This is a genomic window from Nitratireductor sp. StC3, from assembly GCF_003015025.1.
Lineage (GTDB): Bacteria > Pseudomonadota > Alphaproteobacteria > Rhizobiales > Rhizobiaceae > Mangrovimarina > Mangrovimarina alexandrii.
Window position 1 is genome coordinate 179,223 of record NZ_PYBP01000010.1, and the last position, 18,150, is coordinate 197,372.

An 18,150-nucleotide genomic window follows, 5' to 3' on the forward strand; every position below is an offset into this window, starting at 1 on the left:
CGGATCGCGAATGCCCACGCCCGGCGCGCGCAAGGGGAGGCGCGCCGGGCGGATTTTTGCCCGGACAGGAGAGTGGACCCGCCGATGATCGTGATTCCGGAACATCTGGTCGAAAAACTGTTTACGGCCGAGGCCGCGTTCGAGGCGGTGGAAGCCGTCTTCGCCGCCATGAGCCGACGCGAGGCGGTCAATTTCCCCGTCGTGCGCGACATGATCGGCCATGCCGAGGCCGTCTACGGCATCAAGTCGGGCTTCGACCGGGCCGGGCTCGCGCTCGGTCTCAAAGCCGGCGGTTATTGGCCCAACAATGGCGACAAGGGTCTGACCAACCACCAGTCGGCGGTGTTGCTGTTCGATGCCGACACCGGCCGGCCGGCCGCGATCGTGTCGGGCAACCATCTGACCGCGATGCGCACCGCCGCCGCGAGCGCGATTTCCATCCGCCATCTGGCGCGCCCGGACGCGCGCGTGCTCGGCATGGTCGGCGCCGGACACCAGGCCGGTTTCCAGTTGCGCGCCGCGCTCGCCCAGCGCGCCTTCGACAGGGTGGTGGCCTGGAACCTGCATCCCGACATGCTCGACCGGCTCGGCGGGGTGGCCGCGGAAGAAGGCGTGCCGTTCGAGGCCGTCGAACTCGACCGTCTGGGCGCGGAGGCCGACGTCATCGTCACCATCACGTCGAGCTTCGCGCCGATCCTCAAGCGCTGTCACGTGCGGCCGGGCACGCATATCGCGGCGATGGGCACCGACACCAAGGGCAAGCAGGAGCTCGATCCGGCGCTGGTCGCCGCCGCGCGCGTGTTCACCGACGAGGTCGCGCAATCGGCCTCGATCGGCGAATGCCAGCACGCGGTCGCCGCCGGCCTGATCTCGCGCGAGGATATCGGCGAGATCGGCGCGGTCATCACCGGCACGCTTGCCGGCCGCCGGTCGGCCGACGACATCACGCTGTTCGACGGCACCGGCGTCGCGCTGCAGGACCTCGCCGGCGCGGCCCGGGTGGTCGAGCTCGCCCGCGACACCGGCCCGCTGGCGACCGTCGATCTGTAGAGGGCGTTTCCAGGCAAAGCAGAAGCAGGCTCGCCGTTCGTAAACGCGTCAAAACAATACGTTAGCGCCGATCTGCGAATCCGTGAGAAGCAGAACGATTTACACAGGATGCGCGGCCGCGGCGGGCCGGCTTCCAGCGCCGTCAAGTGCGGGATCATCCACAGGCAGCGAGGGAATCGACGCCAGCCTTGCCACCATCGCGCCGCGCGGCTCGCTCCAGCGGTCGGCGTTGTCGGCAATCGGCGCGAAGGCTTCCGCCGTGCGCAGGTAGAGCCGCTGGCCTTCCAGCGTCAGCGCGACGCCGCGCGCGCATTGGCCTCAGGCGTGCAGGCGGGCATAGCTGCTTGGCGAGCAGCCGTAGCGGCCCTTGAAGGACCGGTTGAAATTGGAAATGTCGTTGAAGCCGGAGCGCAGCGCGACGTCGGTGACGTTCATCGGCTGCGCAGCGTTGCCGAAATGGACCAGGAATTCCGCCGCCAGCGCCAGCCGCTTTTCGCGCAGAAGCTGAATGAAACTGGTGCCGCGGCCGAGAAAGTCGCGCTGCAACTGCCGCTCGGAAATGCCGATCACGCGCGCCAGCCAGGACAGCGACAGGTCGGGCCGTGCCAGATTGCGCTCCATTACCGAGACCGCGAGCTCGAAGCGATTGTCGCGCGACGACAGGCGGCTGGCGTCCATCTCGGTTTGCCCGGGCGTGAAGGCGATGCGTGTCAGGTCGAACAGATAACCGGGATCGGCATAGGTCTTGCGCGGCGTGCCGCGGGCCTTGCCGCCGCCGAGAAAGGCCTGCATCGGAGCGCTCATCGGATGGCCGCGCTTCAGCGCCCGGCCGAGCCTGAGCCGCCCGTCGCACTCGAGCAGGAAGGCGCCGCGCGGCATGTGCACCGACAGGAAATGCGACCGCGTGTCGGCGTAGAGGATCCGCGCCACCTTGGTCGAATCCAGAAGATAGAACTCGCCCGCCTCCACGATCTCGCGCCGGCCCATATGGTCGATCAGCGAGCGGCCGGAAAGCTGCATGATCAGGAAGATATATTCGCTCTCGTCGCGGCGGATGCCGGCGGCCGAGCGATCGATGTGATCGAGGTCGCAGGCGATGTCGGCCATGTCCAGCCCGTGGAACCGCGACAGGCCGACATGGCCATCGACAATCTCCTGCCCGTGTCCGGGCACGCCATAATAGTGGCCGCAGGTCCGGCGCAGCCGCGCTTCCCAATCCTCGAACCGCACGAAGAGGTCCTCCATTCGTGGCCGCGCGGGTTCCCGACCGGCGCCCGTCTTTTTTGGCCAATGGTAGCGGAGTACCGCCAATATTGGCAAGCAGCGCCGCTGCCGGTGCGGCGGCGTGAATGTCCAACCGGCATGGCGCGAGAATCCAAGCCAGCGCGCCCGATTGCGGCTAAAATGACGCCGTCGGATCCGCAGGGAGGTGTCTGCTGGAATGCGGCGAACTGTTTCGATCGGGAGGACGTAATGCCAAGACCCATTGCCCTTGCCGCGCGCGCCGTGCTGGCCGGCGCGACCTGCGCGATCCTGGCCACGACGCTGGCCGCGCAGGAACTGACGCCGGATGCCATCACCGAGGCGGTCTCGGCCGTCGACACGGCGGCGATCATCGCCAACAGGGACGAGACCAGGAACTGGCCGACCCACGGCCTGGACTATCAGGAGACACGTCATTCCAAGCTGAAGGGCATCACCGTCGACAACGTCTCCAGGCTCGGCCTCGCCTGGTCGGCCGACCTTCAGTCGCGCCGCGGCGTGGAGGCGACGCCGATCGTTGTCGACGGCGTGATGTATGTGACCGCGTCGTGGAGCGTCGTGCACGCCTTCGACGCCGTCACCGGCGAAAAATTGTGGCGCTACGATCCCGAAGTGCCGAAGGACTATGCCTACAAGGGTTGCTGCGACGTCATCAATCGCGGGGTCGCCGTCTATGAGGGCAAGGTGTTCGTCGCCGCCTATGACGGCTATCTGCACGCCATCGACGCGGCGACCGGCGCGCGGGCGTGGAAGACCGACACGATCGAAAACCGCGCCATGTCCTACACCATCACCGGTGCGCCGCGGGTTTACAAGGGCATGGTGATGATCGGCAATGGCGGCGCCGAATATGGCGTGCGCGGCTACATCACCGCCTATGACGCGGCGACGGGCGCGGAGAAATGGCGCTGGTACTCGGTACCCGGCGATCCGTCCAAACCCTTCGAGGACGACAGCATGAAGGCGGCCGCCGAGACCTGGGACCCGGCCGGCAAATGGTGGGAGGCCGGCGGCGGCGGGACGATGTGGGATTCGATGGCCTTCGATCCCGAACTCGACCTGATGTATGTCGGCACAGGCAATGGCAGCCCCTGGAACCGCAATCTCAGGAGCCCGGCCGGCGGCGACAATCTCTATCTGGCCTCGGTCGTGGCGTTGAACCCGAATACCGGCGACTATGTGTGCCACTATCAAGAGACGCCGGGCGACAATTGGGACTACACCTCGACCCAGCACATCATCCTGGCCGATCTGCAGATCGACGGCCAGGCGCGCAAAGTGTGGCTACACGCGCCCAAGAACGGCTTTTTCTACGTTGTCGACCGCACCGATTGCGGCTTCATCTCGGCGGAGAAATTCGTCGAGGTGGACTGGGCGACCGGCTATGACGACAACGGCCGGCCGATCGAGGTCGAGGGCGCGCGCTCGCGAACCGACCCCTGGGAGACGGTCCCCAGCCCCTATGGCGCCCACAATTGGCACCCGATGTCGTTCAACCCCGAGACCGGGCTGGTCTATATCCCGGCCCAGGGCGTGCCGCTGGTCACCCAGCACAATCCCGACTGGAAGCTCAACACCCATGTTCCGGGCGCGGCGATGTCCAATCTCGGCTGGAATCTCGGCTATCTGTTCAACACGGTCGCGCCGCAGGCAACCCCGTTTGGCCACCTGCTCGCCTGGGACCCGGTCGACCAGAAGGAGGTCTGGCGCGCCAATTACGTCTCGCCCTGGAACGGCGGCACGCTGACGACGGCCGGCGGCCTCGTCTTCCAGGGAACCGCCGACGGCCGTTTCGTCGCCTATGACGCCAAGACCGGCGACATGCTGTGGCAGACACCGGTCGGCACCGGCGTCGTCGCCGCGCCGGCGACCTGGGAAAAGGACGGCGTGCAATATGTCACCATCGCGGTCGGCTGGGGCGGCGTCTACGGGCAGATGCAGCGCGCCACCGAAAAGACCGGGCCGGGGCGCGTCTACACCTTCATGCTCGAAGGCAAGGCGGCGATGCCGCCGATGATCGAGCGCGAGCCGGCGACGCTGGTCTCCGGCGTGCCGTACGATCCCGAGGATATCGGTCCAGGCGCTGCGCTCTACGTCTCGAGCTGCCTGTTCTGCCATGGCGTGCCCGGCGTCAACAATGGCGGCAACATTCCCAATCTCGGTTTCTCGAGCGCCGACACGCTGAACAACGCCGCGGAGCTGCTGCTTACCGGCGCCTTCGTCGAGGGCGGCATGCCGAGCTTCGAGGGCAAGCTCACCGAGGCGGACGTGAACAAGATCGTCGCCTTCATCCAGGGCACGGCCGACGCGGTGCGGCCGAAATGACTGACCGTGCGGCGGGAGCCCCGGCTTCCGCCGCCGGCCTACACGAACGCGCTATGATGATGGCGCATTTGTTTTGTCGACGTGCAGCGGGCAGGTCTTCGATACCGAGGCCGGCAGGGCCTCGAAGTCGTCGAATTCGCGGGCATAGGGCGCCTGGCTGGCTTGTCCGCTCGGCCTCGAAGGCCTCCCAGAGCGTCTGCGCGGGCCGGCCAGGTTGATGGCGATCCGCCTTAGCGAAGATGATGCACTGGTCGAGCGGCCACGCTCATTCACTTCCGGCACATGGAAGACGGATCGACTGCCGCGCCATCCACGTCTGCGCATTGCTAGACGTCGCCGCCGCATCGCTCTGGATGCTTTGAATGTCGATTCAGCCTAGCAGGCCGACTGGCAGGGGATGTAGAAGGGGTGCTTTCGCCAACCGGTTCTCGCTATGCAAGACAAGAAGATTGCCCGCATCAACCTGCTCGCCGACATCGCCGAGGCCGTGCTGGTGGAGGGGCTGACACAGCAGCAGGCGGCCGAACGCTTCGGCCTGTCGCGCCCGTCGATCTCACGCCTCCTGACCGAAGCGCGCGAGGAGGGGATCGTCCACATCGAGATCCGGCGCATGCACGCCGAGAACGAGGAGGTGGCGCGCCGGCTGATGCAGCGCTTCGGCCCGGCGACCGTCTATGTCGCCGGCGTCACCGCGCAGGACGGACGGCAGGCGCAACAGAGCTATTTCCGCTATGCCGCCGAGCGGGTCGAGGCCCTGCTCGAGCCCGGCGACCTGGTCGGCATCACGCTCGGCACGACGCTCGGCGGCTTGGTCGACCGGCTGGCCGAGAGCGGATTGCACGGCATCTCGCTGGTCCAGCTCTGCGGCTCGATCGGCGCGGCCGACGATTTTCTCGACTCGCATGCGCTGGTGGCGCGGCTGTCGCAGGCGCTGCATGCGAGCTGCCTCTATCTGCATGCGCCCTACGCGGTGGAAAGTCGCGAGATGCGCGACATGCTCAACCACAATCCGTCCAACGCGCTATGCATCGAGCAGGGGCGCAAGGTCGGCGTCGCGCTGGTCGGTCTCGGCATGGTCGGTGCCCGGCAGTCGTCGCTGCACCGCGGCGGGCACGTCTCGAGCCAGACGATCGCCGCCTTCGGCAAGGCGGGCGCCGTCGGCGACGTCGCCGGCTTCTATGTCGACGCGCTCGGCCGCCCCGTCGACACCGGTAAGGCCGGCTTCTGGCGCACGGGCATCGGCTTCGAGGATTTCGCGCGCATTCCGCGCCGCGTCGGCTTCGCGTTCGGTGCCTCGAAGGCGCCAATCATCGCCGCCGCGTTGCGCGGTCGACTGATAACGCACCTGGTCACCGACCAGGAGCTGGCACGGCAGGTTTTGGACATGGCGTGAGGCGCGGCCACAATTCATTTGACAAATGTTTGTCTGTGAGCAATCAAATGTCACATGAATATGTCCGACACCATGGACCGGCCGGTCTTTGCCGATATCGCGCCGCGCGCGCTGTCCGGGGCGCGCATCGAGGCGCGCTACCGGTTGCGCTGCGTCGGCGCGGCGGCGCGCGAGCTGGCCGAGCTGATCGGCCACGAACACACGGTGGAGCTGTCGGCCGGTCTTCTCGGTGACGGCTTCCTGGCGCGCGAGATCGTCGGCCGCGTCGAGGCGCTGAGCGAGCGCGACGGCTACAGCGACTGCCGCATCTCCTATGCCGGCGAGCTGGGCGAAGGCGGGCTGCCGGTGCTGCTGACGCTGGTCATGGGCAATGCCGGCTTCTTCCCGCAGGTCGAGCTCGTCGATCTCGTGCTGCCGGAGCGCTTCGGCGAGGCGCTGCCGGGGCCGCGCTTCGGAACGGCGGGGGTGCGCGCGCTCGCGGGCCGGCCGCACGGGCCGCTGACCGGCACGGCGCTGAAGCCGCTCGGGGCCGGGCCGCAAGAGCTGGCGCGCATCGCCGGTGCGATGGCGCGCGGCGGCATCGAAATCCTGAAGGAGGATGACGGGCTTTCGGCGCAGCCCTTCGCCCGTTTCGAGGAGCGCGTGCAGCGCTGCGCCGACGCCGTGGCCGAGGCGAACGCGCAGACCGGCTCCAAGTGTCTTTACTTTCCGAACGTCTCGGGCGCGCTCGACGGCCTGCTCGAGCGCGCGCTGCGCGCCCAGGAGCTGGGCGCCGGCGGTCTCGAGCTGCTGCCCGGGCCGATGGGCCTCGACGCGGTGCGCATGCTATCCGCGCATCCCGACATCACGGTCCCGGTCGCGGTGCATTCGGCCTGGCAGGGCGCGTTGTGCCGGCCGCCCAATCCGGCGCTGTCGCTGGCCATGGCGTTCGGCGTGCTGCCGCGTCTGGCCGGCGCCGACATTTCCATCATGCCGTGTTTCGGCGGCCGTTTCGGGCTGTCGCGGGTGGCCTGCGGCGAGACCGGCACGGCGCTGCGCCGCGCGCAGGGCGGCCGTCGCACCGCCCTGTCGATGCCCGGCGGCGGCGTGACGCTCGACGGCCTCGCGGCGCTCGCCGAGGTGTACGGCGCCGACACGGTGTTACTGCTGTCGGGCGCGCTGTTCGCCGGCGGCCGTCGCCTCGAGGACACCTGCCGTATCTTCGCCGAGCGCACGCGGGCGCTTGCCGAGACCGTTTGATTCCACTGCAAGGAGGAGACCCTCGATGAAAACAAGACTGAAGTTTATAGCCGCCAGCATGCTGGCGCTTTCGGTGGCGACCGCAGGCGGCGCCATGGCCGACAACAAGACGATCGCCACCGTGGTGAAGATCGCTGGCGTCGGCTGGTTCGACCGGATGGAGAAGGGCGTCGACGCCTTCGCGGCCGCTAATGCCGACATCAACGCCTTCCAGCAGGGTCCCGGCCAGGCCGACGCGGCCCAGCAGGCGCAGATCATCGAGGATCTGATCGCCCAGAACGTCGACGCCATCGGCGTGGTGCCGCTGTCGGCCGAAACACTGGAGGCGGTGCTCAAGAAGGCGCGCGAGAGAGGGATTGTCGTGGTCGCGCATGAGGGCGCCACGCTGGAAAATATCGACTACGATGTCGAGGCGTTCGACAACGAGGCCTACGGCGTGCACCTGATGGACGCTCTGGCCGAGCGGATGAACGGCAAGGGCGACTACGCCACCTTCGTCGGCGCGCTGACCAACGTCACGCATAACATCTGGGTGGACGCGGCGGTGGCGCACCAGCGCCAGAAATATCCGGAAATGAACTGGCTGGGCGAGAAATACGTGTCCGACGAAGATGCCCAGACGGCCTATCGCAAGACGCAGGAGATACTCGTCACACACCCATCCGTGCGCGGCTTTCTCGGTAGCTCGTCCAACGACGTCGTCGGCATCGGCCAGGCGATCGACGAGGCTGGCCTGAACGACGCCACCGAAGTGGTTGGTACGTCGATCGTGTCGATGGCCGGCAGCGGGCTCGAGAACGGCTCGATCGACATGATCGCGGCCTGGGATCCGAAGGATGCCGGTCTGGCGATCAACGAGATCGCGGCGCGCGTGATGCGCGGCGAGACGATCGCGCAGGGCGACGATCTCGGCATTCCGGGCTACGAGTCCGTCACAGTCGACGGCAAGGTCGTCACCGGGTCGGCCTGGATCGACATGACCGCTGACAATATGGGCGACTACGACTTCTGATCGCGCATCCCCTCATTCCTCCCAGACGCGCCGCCCGCGCCGGAAACCCGGTGCGGGCGGCGGACCGAAATGCATGATATGAACGACGTCAGCTCAACCACGCACCGCATCGAGGCCCGCGACATCTCCAAGCGCTACGGCGGGGTGCAGGCGCTTTCGGGCGTGTCCCTCGTGGTGCGGCCGGGCGAAGTGCTGTGCATCGCGGGCGAGAACGGTTCCGGCAAGTCGACCTTCTCGAAATGCCTCGCCGGCACCGAAACGCCCGACAGCGGGCAGTTCTTCCTGGACGGGACGCCGATCGGCGCGCTCGGCCAGATGGATCGCATGCGCGCCGGCATTCACATGATCTATCAGGACTTCTCGCTGTTCGAAAACCTCAGCGCGGCGGAGAACATTCATCTCGTCAAGCAGGCCTGCGAGGGTCGGCACCTGGTGGCGCGCGGGCGCGGACGCGCCGAGGCGCTCGCCGCGCTGGCGGCGATCGGCGTCGACATCGACGGCGACCGGCTGGTCGAAAGCCTGTCGGTCGGCGAGAAGCAATCCGTCGCCATCGCCCGGGCGATGGTCCAGAACGCCAAGCTCATCATCATGGACGAGCCGACGACGGCGCTGACCGACCCGGAGATCGCGCGGCTTTTGCAGACGGTGCGCCGGCTCAAGGCGCAGGGCGTCTCGTTCATCTTCATCTCGCACAAGCTGGAAGAGATCATCGAGCTGACGGACCGCACCGTCGTGTTCCGCAACGGCCGGCGCGTGCTGGAGGCCGATACGGCCGAGCTGACGGAGGCGACGCTGACGCGGGCGATGATCGGCCGCGACCTGCCCGAGCCGGCGCCGCGGCCGGCCGCCGGCAAGACCGGAGCGCCCGTGCTCGAGGTTCGCGGCCTGGCGCGCAAGGGCGCCTTCGGTCCGCTTGACCTGACGGTGCACAGCGGCGAGATCGTCGGCCTCGGCGGCCGTCTCGGTGCCGGGCGCACGGCGCTGGCGCTGACGCTGTTCGGCGCCGCGCGGGCGGATGCGGGCAGCATTGCCGTCGACGGAAAAACGGTCACACTGGCACGCATCCCCGACGCGCTGGCCCTCGGTATTGCCTACCTGCCGGAGGACCGGCTGACGGAGGGCCTGTTCCTCGATCGCACGATCAGCGAGAACATGACGCTGACGGTGCTGCCGAAGCATGCGCGCGGGCTCGGCCTGCTGCGCGCCAGGACGCTGCGCGGGCTGGCGCACGACTGGGTCGAGCGGCTGAGCATCGCCACGCCGCATGTCGACCTGCCCGCCAAGGCGCTCTCGGGCGGCAACCAGCAGCGCGTCGTGCTCGCCAAGTGGCTGGCCGACATGCCGCGCCTGCTGATCCTCAATCGGCCCACGGTCGGCGTCGACGTGGGCTCCAAGTTCGCCCTGCACACGGTGATCCGCGAGGTCGCCGACCGCGGCGTCGGCGTCATCGTCATCTCCGACGACCTGCCCGAGCTCGACGCGGTCAGCGACCGCCGCCTGCTCGTCGAGGACGGCCGTATCACGGCCGAGCTGGACAGCTTCGTCGACAGCCGGAGGGTGGCATGAAAGCGTTGCTTCTGCGTCACGAGACGGTGCTGCTGGCCGTCATCGTGCTTCTGGTTGCGATCGTCGGCAGCCTCAATCCGAATTTCTTCTCACTCATCAACCTGTTGTTCCTGATGAAGAACAGCATGGTGATGCTGGTGCTTTCGCTGGGCTTCTTCCTGATCCTGGTGATCGGCGGGCTGGACATCTCGTTCGCGGCCGTCGCGGTGACGGCGATGTACATCACGCTGAAGGTCGCGACCGGTATCGACATGGAGATGGGCTTCGTGCCGATCCTGATCGGTGCGGCGGCGATCGGCGCGGCGTTGGGCTTCCTCAACGGCGTCCTGGTCTCCTGGCTGGGCGTCTCGTCGCTGATCGTGACGCTGGGCACGATGAGCCTCTATCGCGGCTTTCTGCTGTTCTTCTTCGGCACGGAATATCTGCGCAAGCTGCCTGAAGGGGTGATCGAGTTCTCGCGCAGCAACCTGTTCCAGGTGACGGCGGCGAACGGTGCGAAGGTCGGCTTCCACAGCTCGTTCCTGCTCGTCGCGCTGATCGCGCTGGCGGTCGGACTGCTACTGCGCTTCACGGTGGTCGGCCGGCAGGCCTTCGCCATGGGCGCCGACCGGGTCGCCGCGGCGCGCGCCGGCTTCCGCGTCGGTCGCATCGAGATCGGCTTCTATGCGCTGGCCGGCGCGCTGGCGGGCATCGCGGGGCTGCTGTCGGCGAGCTTCATCCGGGTCGCCAATCCGTTCAGCATCATCGGCATGGAGCTCGACGTGATCGCCGCGGTGGTGATCGGCGGCGCGGCGATCACCGGCGGCCGCGGAACCGTGATCGGCACGGTGCTGGGCGTGGCGCTGATCGCGGTGCTGCGCAACAGCCTGACGCTGCTCTCCGTTCCCGCCTACTGGCACGACCTGGGCGTCGGCATGGTCATCCTGGCCGCCGTCGTCATCTCCTCCCTGCGGCTGGCACAGACGAGCGCGAAGCCATGAGCGGATCCCTCGACACCCGAACCCTGGTCCTCACGGCGCTGGCGGTGGCTGTGGCGGCCGCCTTCGGGCTGGCCGTGCCGGATACTTTCCTGACGCTCGGCAACCTGCAGTCGATGCTTCTGCAGGCCAGCGTGATCGGCATTCTGGCGCTGGCCGTGGCGATGTCGCTAATGAGCGGCGGCATCGACCTGTCGATCAATGCGGTGGCCAATCTCGCGGCCATCGTCGCGGCGCTGGTCATGGCGACGCTGACGCCGGCGCTCGGTCCGCTGCCGGCCATTCTCGCCGGCCTCGCCGCCGGGCTCGCCACGGGGCTGGCCTGCGGCGCGCTGAACGGCGCCTTGATCGCCTTTCTCGGCTGTCCGCCGATCCTCGCCACGCTCGGTACAATGATGGTGTTCGCGGGCCTGGGGACGGTGGTGACGCGCGGCGAAACCTTCGCCGGTCAGCCGGGCTGGGCCGCGTTCGGCCGGCTGACGGTCGCCGGTATTCCTATCGCGGCGCTGATCTTCGTCGGGCTGGCGGTGCTGCTTGCTGGTTTCGTGCAGCGCACGGTGACCGGACGGCGCCTGGTGATGGTCGGCGCCAACGTCAAGGCGGCGCGGTTCTCCGGCGTTCCGGTGCGCAGCGTGCTGGTGCGCACCTATGCCACGAGCGGCACGCTGGCCAGTATCGCCGGGCTCGTCAGCCTGTCGATCGCCAACTCGGTCAATGTCGATTTCGGCAGCTCCTACCTGCTGCTGGCGGTGCTGATCGCCGTTCTGGCCGGCGTCTCGCCGGAGGGCGGGCGCGGCAACATCCTCGGCGTGATCGCGGCAGTGCTGCTGCTGCAGCTTCTCTCGACGGGGCTGAACATGACCTATCAATCCGGCAGCTCGAACTTCCTCAAGGAATTCGCCTGGGGGCTGGCGCTGCTGACCGTGCTGGCGGTGAGCCGTTTCGATACGGCCGGCTGGCTGAAAGCGAAACGTTCGGAGGAGGGCGGCCAATGACGCAGTATCTGATGGGCATCGACATCGGTTCGTACGAATCGAAGGGTGTGCTGACCGACACGTCCGGCGCGGTCGTCGCGCAGGTGGCGCTGAAGCACGAGCTGGAGTTCCTCGGCAACGGCCAGGTTGAGCACGATGCCGAAAAGGTCTGGTGGGGCGAGACGGTCACCCTGTGCAAGCGGCTCTTGGCGCAGAGCGGCGTGGCCGCCGACGCGGTGGCAGGTGTCGGGCTGAGCGGCGTCTTCTCAATGCTGCCGGTCGACCGCGCCGGCAAGCCGGTGCGGCGCGGCGCCATCATGTACGGCGTCGACACGCGCTCCACCGCCGAGGTGGCCGAACTCGTCGAGCGGTTCGGCGCCGACACCATTCTGGCGCGCACCGGCAACGGCCTCAGCGTTCAGAACATGGGACCCAAGATCCTGTGGCTGAAGAGGCACGAGCCGGAGGTCTTCGAGGCCGCGCACAGCTTCCTGCCCTGTGCCGGCGCGATCGCGGCGCGGCTGACGGGCGCCTTCAACATCGACCACATGAGCGCCGGCTTCTACGGCCCGCTCTACGACCCCGCGACCGGCGACTGGGCGGCGGATCTGTGCGAGGGGATCGTGCCGCTCGACAAGCTGCCGGCCGTCAAATGGGCCAGCGAAATCGGCGGTCGCGTGACCGCCGAGGCGGCGGCGGCGACGGGGCTCGCCGAAGGCACGCCGGTCACCGTCGGCACCTCGGACGTCGCGGCCGAGGCGCTCAGCATCGGCGTGACGCGGCCCGGCGACATGATGCTGATGTACGGGTCGACCGCCTGGATCACGCTGATAACGCCGGAGCCGTATCGCCACGAGCGGCTGTGGTCGTCGCCCTATCTGTTCCCCGGCACCTACAGCCTGCATGGCGGCATGGCGACCTCCGGCGCGCTGACCCGCTGGGTGCGCGACGTGATTGCCAGCGACCTGGTGCGCGGCGAGGCCGACGGCGGCGAGGACGCCTATGGCGTCCTGACAACGCTCGCCGACAACGTTCCGCCGGGCTCGGACGGCATCGTGATGTTGCCTTATTTCAGCGGCGAACGGACGCCGATCGACGATCCGCACGCACGCGGCGTGATCTTCGGGCTCAACATCACGCATGGCCGCGCGCATCTGTTCCGCGCCGCGCTCGAGGGGGTCGGCTACTCGATCAACCACGCGCTCGAGGTGATGTCCGAGGCCGGCGGCAAGGCCGAGCTGGTCTCGGTCGTCGGCGGCGGCACCAAGAGTCCGGTCTGGCTGCAGTCGGTTTCCGACATCACCGGCGTGGCGCAGCAGGTGCCCAAGGTCGTGCTCGGCGCATCCTACGGCGACGCGTTCCTGGCGGGCTTCGCCACCGGCCTCATCGAGGACCCGGCCGGCATCGGCGCCTGGGTCGAGATGGAGCGGCGCATCACGCCGAACCCCGACAACGCCGCGGTCTATCAGGCGCGCATGCGCGTCTACCGCGAGCTTTACGAACGCAATCGCGACCTCATGCACGCGCTTGCCGGCGAAGCGGGCACGGCATGATGCGCCTGATCGCCACTTTCACGCCGCGCGCCGGCGCGGCCGAGAATGTGCGCGCCATCCTGCGCGCCACGGCCGAAGCGTCGCGCCGCGAGGCCGGCGTTCTGGCCTACGACCTCTATGCGCCGACCGAGGGCGGCGACACCCTAATCACCATCGAGAGCTACACCGACGCGGCCGCCTTCGAGGCGCATCTGGCAAGCGCGCATGTCGTGCGGGCGCAGGCGGCGCTGGACGGCCTTCTGGCCCACGAGGCGGCGGTGCAGACGCTCGATCCCTTGATGCCAACTTCCTGCGAGGACGAACAGCGATGACCCAGGCGGACCCGAGGCGCAACGACGGCTGGATCGCCGACTGCCAAAAGCTTGCCGACGGCATCCGCAAACGGGTGCTCAGCCACACGGTGACGCATGGCGGCTATCTCAGCCAGGCCTGCTCGTCGGCCGAGGTGTTCGGCTATCTTTACGGGCGCGGCATGAATCTCGGGCCCAGCGAAGGCCCGCTGGTGCCGCCGCCGTTTTCCGGCGCGCCGTCGCGCAACAACCCCGATCACACCAGCGGGATGCTCTACAACGGCCGTCGCGCGGCCGACAAGGACCGCTTCTTCCTGTCGCCGACGCACTACGCGATGACCCTCTATGCGACGCTGATCGAAAGCGGACGTCTGGGCAAGGACGGGCTCGACCAGTTCAACACCGACGGCAGCACGGTCGAGATGATCGGCGGCGAGCATTCGCCGGGGCACGAAACCAATGGCGGCAGCTTCGGCCAGACGATCAGTCAGGCGGCCGGCGTCGCCTGGGCGCGCCGGCGCAAGGGCGACAGCGGCAAGGTGTGGGTGTTCCTGTCGGACGGCGAGTGTCAGGAGGGGCAGACCTGGGAGGCGATCATGACGATGGCCTTCCAGAAGCTCGACAACATCCACATCGTCGTCGACAACAACGGCCAGCAGGTCGACGGGCGCACCGAGGAGGTGATGGGCCTGGAGCCGCTTGACGACAAGTTCCGTGCCTTCGGCGCCGTCGTCGTGCGGGTCGACGGCCACGACATCGCCGCGCTCGACAACGCCTACCAGACGCCGCATCCGGGCAAGCCCCTGGTGGTGATCGCCGACACACGGCCGACGCAGGGCATCACGCTGCTCGAGCAGCGCTATCCAAACCTGCATTACGTCCGTTTCAAGAACGAGGACGAGCGCTCCCGCTACGCCGCGGCGCTGAAGGAGATGGAATAGACATGGAAACGATCAGCCGCGTCCACGCCAAAGCCCTCACCGCCTGGGGCGGCGAACACCCCGAGGCGGTGGTGCTGTCGGGCGACCTGACCGCAAGTTGCGAGGCGGACGGCTTTCGCGACGCCTATCCCGACCGGTTCCTGTCGATGGGACTGGCCGAGCAGAACATGCTGGGCTTCGCGGCGGGACTGGCGCGCGAGGGACTGCGTCCGCATCTGCACACCTTCGCGGTGTTCATGTACCGCCGCGCGCTCGACCAGTTCGAGATGTCGATCGCCTATCCGAACCTGCCGGTGCGCGTCTTCGGCTTCCTGCCGGGGGTGACGACGCCAGGCGGCGCCAGCCACCAGGCGATCAACGACATCGCGGTGCTGCGCTCGCTGCCGAACATGACGATCCTGGAGGCCGGCGACGCGACCGACGTGGAATCGATGCTGCCGCTGGCCAACTCGATCGACGGTCCGGTCTATTGCCGCATGCTGCGTGGCGCCCTGCCGCGAATTTTCCCGGCCGAGGACAAGCTGGTTCTCGGACGCGCCCGCTCGCTGAGCGAGGGCGACGACATCGCGCTGTTCAGCACCGGGATCTGCACCGAGGAGGCGATGCGCGTCGTTCACGTGCTAAAGGAGCGCGGGCTGTCGGTGCGGCATCTGCACGTCACGACCCTGAAGCCGTTCGACGACCCGCAGGTGCTCGAGGCCTGCCGCACGGCGCGGCACGGCGTCATCACGATGGAAAACCACACGCGGGTCGGCGGGCTCGGTGCCTGCGTGGCCGAGACGATCGCGGAGAACGGCCTCGGCGTGCGGCAGATCCGGGTGGCGCTTGACGACACCTATCTGCAGGGCGCCAGCCCGAAATTCCTGATGAAGCGCTACAACATCGACGCCGGCGCGCTGGTGCGCGCGGTCGAGACGCTGATCGGGCGCGACCTGGCCATCAGCGAGGCCGATATCAGCCAAGCACGCATCGACACCTATATCGACGACAAGCAGCAGGAAGCGCTCTGACTCAAATAGAATATGTATGTACGAACTCGTCGTAGGGTGCGGCGGCGCGCCGTTTAGCGCACGTCAACGGCTTGCCGCTCAGCCCGTCAAGCCCGTTTTCGGCTGGCTTGCCGTTCCGTACGGCCCGGCACATAGCCCTTGCACCCGTTCGGGTCAGGCGCGCGTCATACGCTTGATTGAGGCACCCGAAATCTCCGCCGCATTCGGTGCACCTTGTTTGGCCGGGAACGGACGGGAAGCGTCATGCGGGCTCGCGTCCGCGAACGATGCGGCATCGCTTTCCTAAACATGGAGACACTGCGACGACCCGACTGAGACGGCTGGCCGAGGGGGCGGCTTTGATGGCCGGAAGTGCCTGAAACCCGCCTCGTCTTTGGATGGGGAGAGTCATAACCTACGGAAAAGACGCAGCTATTCCGAGACGGCGGGGAGACGGGAGCGGTACAGGAAAAGAGTGGTGCCGAGTGTTGTCTGCGGCTAACGCGTCTCTGACCTGAATTCCCTGATACCTGGCGAAAAACAGGGAATTGGCCGCGATTGCGGGCGCTTTCCCCATTTCCCGATCGATTTTCCAGCGCAAGATCAGCGGCTTGCCTGCGAATTCCCGTTCGCAGGAACAGGGAATTTCCCGATTGATGCAGGCCGTGCCAGCTACATATCAGGGAATTCTGCAGCCGTTGGCAGCCAATACGTTGTCGTTACGTGGGACCGCATTGTCGTTAAGCGGGATCGGATTGTCGTTAGGTGGGACACAGAGCGCCGTCTCTCGGGAATGGATTGGCATGGAGCGGGAGCCGGTTGTCGTCGAGCGGATATGTATCTCGCCTTGGCGAGATCGGGATGCCGTTCAACGAGACGACTTTGTCGTTTTACATGCGGCCCGGCGCCCTGACGAGAACGCGACGGCTTAGGCTGCGATTCATCCTCCAGATACCGCAGCAGCTCAGGAGCGGGGGGTTCCGATCCCGTTGACGTGTGGCCTGTCGATCCAAGGATAATGGCACTCAGATAGCACAAGCGCCCGACCCTCAGTGTGACCTAGAGCGTGGCGCTTGCTGCCCTTGATCTCCTTGCCGGCGTCATAGCCCCGAGGTCCGCGGCTCTCGCAAGTCTTGACGCTCTGGCTGTCAATGATCGAGGCTGTAGGTGAGGCCTCCTGGCCGCAACGCTCGCGGTCCAGCTTCAGGAGCTGGTGGTTGATCTTCTCGGACAGGCAGTCGTCGCGAGCACAAAGCTCTCTGAACCGATGTGGACCCTGTTCTTCGAACTGCATACCGGCCCCATGATCAGAGGCCTGACACACGACCGATAGAAGCACTGCTGCAGAAGTCAGAAGAAAATCCTTGCAAAGTTGAGGGCATCCACACACGCCCCGCCCCGATCGGCAGCGCAGACCTAAAAGCTTCGTTTGACGAGGTCGATCGCCAGGATATGCACGGCTGACATGGTCTCTTCCTTCGAAAGCACCACAACGGCGCTCATGGCATCATACGATGCCGGGCGAAGGGGGCACCCACCGCATCAGTTCAATTCCGGCTCATTCTCTTCTCCTTCAGGAGCTCGAATTAAGCCAGATTCTAACAGTCAGCGTGGACTACTTTCCGGGATTCAGGTCACCAGGTTAAAACACGAACAGGGCCTATCTATCTACCGGGGGTGAATGGAGAGCAGGTCATCTCGCATGTGTAAACTATTCGTACGCGACCACACGCTGCATCTGTTCGCCAAGTCCCTCGACACCTAGTCTCATGATCTGCCCGGGCTGGAGGAAAACAGCGGGCTTTTGTCCCAGGCCCACTCCCGGTGGGGTTCCGGTTGTAATCAGGTCGCCCGGTTGTAGCGACATGAATTGCGAGACATAGGACACGATGGTCGCCACATCGAATATCATGGTCCGCGTGGAGCCGTTCTGATAGCGATGCCCGTCCACTTCGAGCCAGAGATACAGGTCCTGAGGGTCGCGCACCTCGTCTCGCGTTACAAGCCAGGGGCCGATTGGCCCGAATGTATCGGCAGACTTTCCCTTGATCCACTGGCCGCCCATCTCCAGTTGGTAGGCTCGCTCCGACACATCATTGACCACGCAGTAGCCGGCTATATATTCAAGTGCATCGGCTTTTTCGACATACCGCGCTTCGCGAGCGATCACGACGCCCAGTTCGACCTCCCAATCGGTTTTGGTCGATCCCTTTGGGATGATCACGTCGCTATTGGGTCCCACGATCGAGGAAGTCGCCTTCATGAACACGATCGGTTCGTCGGGAATTGGCGCGCCGGTTTCGGCGGCATGGTCGGCATAGTTCAGTCCGATGGCAACAAACTTCCCGATACTGTTAACACACGGCCCGATCCGCGGCGTACCTTCAATCGCCGGCAACCGGTTGGCATCCAGATTTTGTGCCCAACTCATATCCGCCAATGCCGCGCCATTGATATCTTGCACAACGCCGGACAGATCGCGCAGTAATCCGTCATTTCCCAGCAATGCAGGGCGTTCCCGTCCCGGCTCTCCAACCCGCATCAACTTCATTGTTCCTCCTTTGGCTTGCCAGGCAGC

At 66.5% G+C, this 18,150-nt stretch carries 14 protein-coding genes and 1 pseudogene; 12 read left to right on the forward strand and 3 right to left on the reverse strand.

Annotation, left to right across the window (positions count from 1 at the left end; translation table 11 throughout):
• Positions 1 to 84 precede the first annotated feature (84 nt).
• Positions 85 to 1,050, forward strand: a complete 966-nt coding sequence (bhcD, locus tag C7T96_RS19145; protein WP_106572860.1) for an iminosuccinate reductase BhcD — start codon at positions 85 to 87, stop codon at positions 1,048 to 1,050.
• Between the two features lie 318 nt (positions 1,051 to 1,368).
• Here the strand turns inward: bhcD and C7T96_RS19155 are convergent, their stop codons facing one another.
• Positions 1,369 to 2,295, reverse strand: coding sequence for a helix-turn-helix domain-containing protein (locus C7T96_RS19155; protein WP_106572861.1), 927 nt, complete (start codon positions 2,293 to 2,295; stop codon positions 1,369 to 1,371).
• A gap of 228 nt (positions 2,296 to 2,523) precedes the next feature.
• Between C7T96_RS19155 and C7T96_RS19160 the strand changes: the two genes are divergently transcribed.
• The 11 genes from C7T96_RS19160 (at position 2,524) to C7T96_RS19210 (ending at position 15,593) form a co-directional block, all read left to right on the forward strand.
• A complete protein-coding gene (locus C7T96_RS19160) occupies positions 2,524 to 4,638 on the forward strand; it encodes a PQQ-dependent dehydrogenase, methanol/ethanol family (protein ID WP_106572862.1) in 2,115 nt (704 codons plus the stop codon).
• A gap of 433 nt (positions 4,639 to 5,071) precedes the next feature.
• On the forward strand, positions 5,072 to 6,031 hold the full coding sequence (locus C7T96_RS19165; protein ID WP_106572863.1) for a sugar-binding domain-containing protein: 960 nt from the start codon (positions 5,072 to 5,074) through the stop codon (positions 6,029 to 6,031).
• A 54-nt stretch (positions 6,032 to 6,085) separates the two neighbouring features.
• Positions 6,086 to 7,270, forward strand: a complete 1,185-nt coding sequence (locus tag C7T96_RS19170; protein WP_106572864.1) for a RuBisCO large subunit C-terminal-like domain-containing protein — start codon at positions 6,086 to 6,088, stop codon at positions 7,268 to 7,270.
• A 25-nt stretch (positions 7,271 to 7,295) separates the two neighbouring features.
• The gene (locus C7T96_RS19175; RefSeq protein ID WP_106572865.1) at positions 7,296 to 8,282 is read left to right on the forward strand and encodes a substrate-binding domain-containing protein; all 987 of its coding nucleotides are present in this window, start codon (positions 7,296 to 7,298) and stop codon (positions 8,280 to 8,282) included.
• Between the two features lie 78 nt (positions 8,283 to 8,360).
• Positions 8,361 to 9,848: a sugar ABC transporter ATP-binding protein gene (locus C7T96_RS19180; protein ID WP_106572892.1), complete on the forward strand. Its 1,488-nt coding sequence runs from the start codon at positions 8,361 to 8,363 to the stop codon at positions 9,846 to 9,848.
• Positions 9,845 to 10,828, forward strand: a complete 984-nt coding sequence (locus tag C7T96_RS19185) for an ABC transporter permease (RefSeq protein ID WP_106572866.1) — start codon at positions 9,845 to 9,847, stop codon at positions 10,826 to 10,828. The genes C7T96_RS19180 and C7T96_RS19185 overlap by 4 nt, the downstream gene beginning before the upstream one ends.
• Entirely contained in the window at positions 10,825 to 11,820 is a 996-nt protein-coding gene (locus C7T96_RS19190) for an ABC transporter permease (protein WP_106572867.1), read from the forward strand. Before C7T96_RS19185 ends, C7T96_RS19190 begins: the two co-directional genes overlap by 4 nt.
• Positions 11,817 to 13,352 carry an FGGY family carbohydrate kinase gene (locus C7T96_RS19195; RefSeq protein ID WP_106572868.1) on the forward strand — a complete coding sequence of 512 codons (1,536 nt, stop codon included), beginning with the start codon at positions 11,817 to 11,819 and terminating at the stop codon, positions 13,350 to 13,352. Before C7T96_RS19190 ends, C7T96_RS19195 begins: the two co-directional genes overlap by 4 nt.
• The gene (locus tag C7T96_RS19200) at positions 13,349 to 13,663 is read left to right on the forward strand and encodes a putative quinol monooxygenase (RefSeq protein WP_106572869.1); all 315 of its coding nucleotides are present in this window, start codon (positions 13,349 to 13,351) and stop codon (positions 13,661 to 13,663) included. Before C7T96_RS19195 ends, C7T96_RS19200 begins: the two co-directional genes overlap by 4 nt.
• The gene (locus C7T96_RS19205; RefSeq protein ID WP_106572870.1) at positions 13,660 to 14,583 is read left to right on the forward strand and encodes a thiamine pyrophosphate-dependent enzyme; all 924 of its coding nucleotides are present in this window, start codon (positions 13,660 to 13,662) and stop codon (positions 14,581 to 14,583) included. The genes C7T96_RS19200 and C7T96_RS19205 overlap by 4 nt, the downstream gene beginning before the upstream one ends.
• A 2-nt stretch (positions 14,584 to 14,585) precedes the next feature.
• Positions 14,586 to 15,593, forward strand: coding sequence for a transketolase C-terminal domain-containing protein (locus C7T96_RS19210; protein WP_106572871.1), 1,008 nt, complete (start codon positions 14,586 to 14,588; stop codon positions 15,591 to 15,593).
• A gap of 1,024 nt (positions 15,594 to 16,617) precedes the next feature.
• On the opposite strand, the pseudogene C7T96_RS24240 reads toward C7T96_RS19210, so the two are convergent.
• A pseudogene (locus tag C7T96_RS24240) lies at positions 16,618 to 16,818 on the reverse strand (transposase); the annotation flags it as partial.
• Between the two features lie 465 nt (positions 16,819 to 17,283).
• A complete protein-coding gene (locus C7T96_RS19220; RefSeq protein WP_106572872.1) occupies positions 17,284 to 18,123 on the reverse strand; it encodes a fumarylacetoacetate hydrolase family protein in 840 nt (279 codons plus the stop codon).
• Positions 18,124 to 18,150 lie beyond the last annotated feature (27 nt).

Coding starts and splice junctions, on each gene's coding strand:
- C7T96_RS19190 (WP_106572867.1), top strand. CDS start 10,825: ATGAGCGGATCCCTCGACACCCGAACCCTGGTCCTCACGGCGCTGGCG.
- C7T96_RS19160 (WP_106572862.1), top strand. CDS start 2,524: ATGCCAAGACCCATTGCCCTTGCCGCGCGCGCCGTGCTGGCCGGCGCG.
- bhcD (WP_106572860.1), top strand. CDS start 85: ATGATCGTGATTCCGGAACATCTGGTCGAAAAACTGTTTACGGCCGAG.
- C7T96_RS19180 (WP_106572892.1), top strand. CDS start 8,361: ATGAACGACGTCAGCTCAACCACGCACCGCATCGAGGCCCGCGACATC.
- C7T96_RS19200 (WP_106572869.1), top strand. CDS start 13,349: ATGATGCGCCTGATCGCCACTTTCACGCCGCGCGCCGGCGCGGCCGAG.
- C7T96_RS19155 (WP_106572861.1), bottom strand. CDS start 2,295: ATGGAGGACCTCTTCGTGCGGTTCGAGGATTGGGAAGCGCGGCTGCGC.
- C7T96_RS19195 (WP_106572868.1), top strand. CDS start 11,817: ATGACGCAGTATCTGATGGGCATCGACATCGGTTCGTACGAATCGAAG.
- C7T96_RS19170 (WP_106572864.1), top strand. CDS start 6,086: ATGAATATGTCCGACACCATGGACCGGCCGGTCTTTGCCGATATCGCG.
- C7T96_RS19210 (WP_106572871.1), top strand. CDS start 14,586: ATGGAAACGATCAGCCGCGTCCACGCCAAAGCCCTCACCGCCTGGGGC.
- C7T96_RS19205 (WP_106572870.1), top strand. CDS start 13,660: ATGACCCAGGCGGACCCGAGGCGCAACGACGGCTGGATCGCCGACTGC.
- C7T96_RS19175 (WP_106572865.1), top strand. CDS start 7,296: ATGAAAACAAGACTGAAGTTTATAGCCGCCAGCATGCTGGCGCTTTCG.
- C7T96_RS19165 (WP_106572863.1), top strand. CDS start 5,072: ATGCAAGACAAGAAGATTGCCCGCATCAACCTGCTCGCCGACATCGCC.
- C7T96_RS19220 (WP_106572872.1), bottom strand. CDS start 18,123: ATGAAGTTGATGCGGGTTGGAGAGCCGGGACGGGAACGCCCTGCATTG.
- C7T96_RS19185 (WP_106572866.1), top strand. CDS start 9,845: ATGAAAGCGTTGCTTCTGCGTCACGAGACGGTGCTGCTGGCCGTCATC.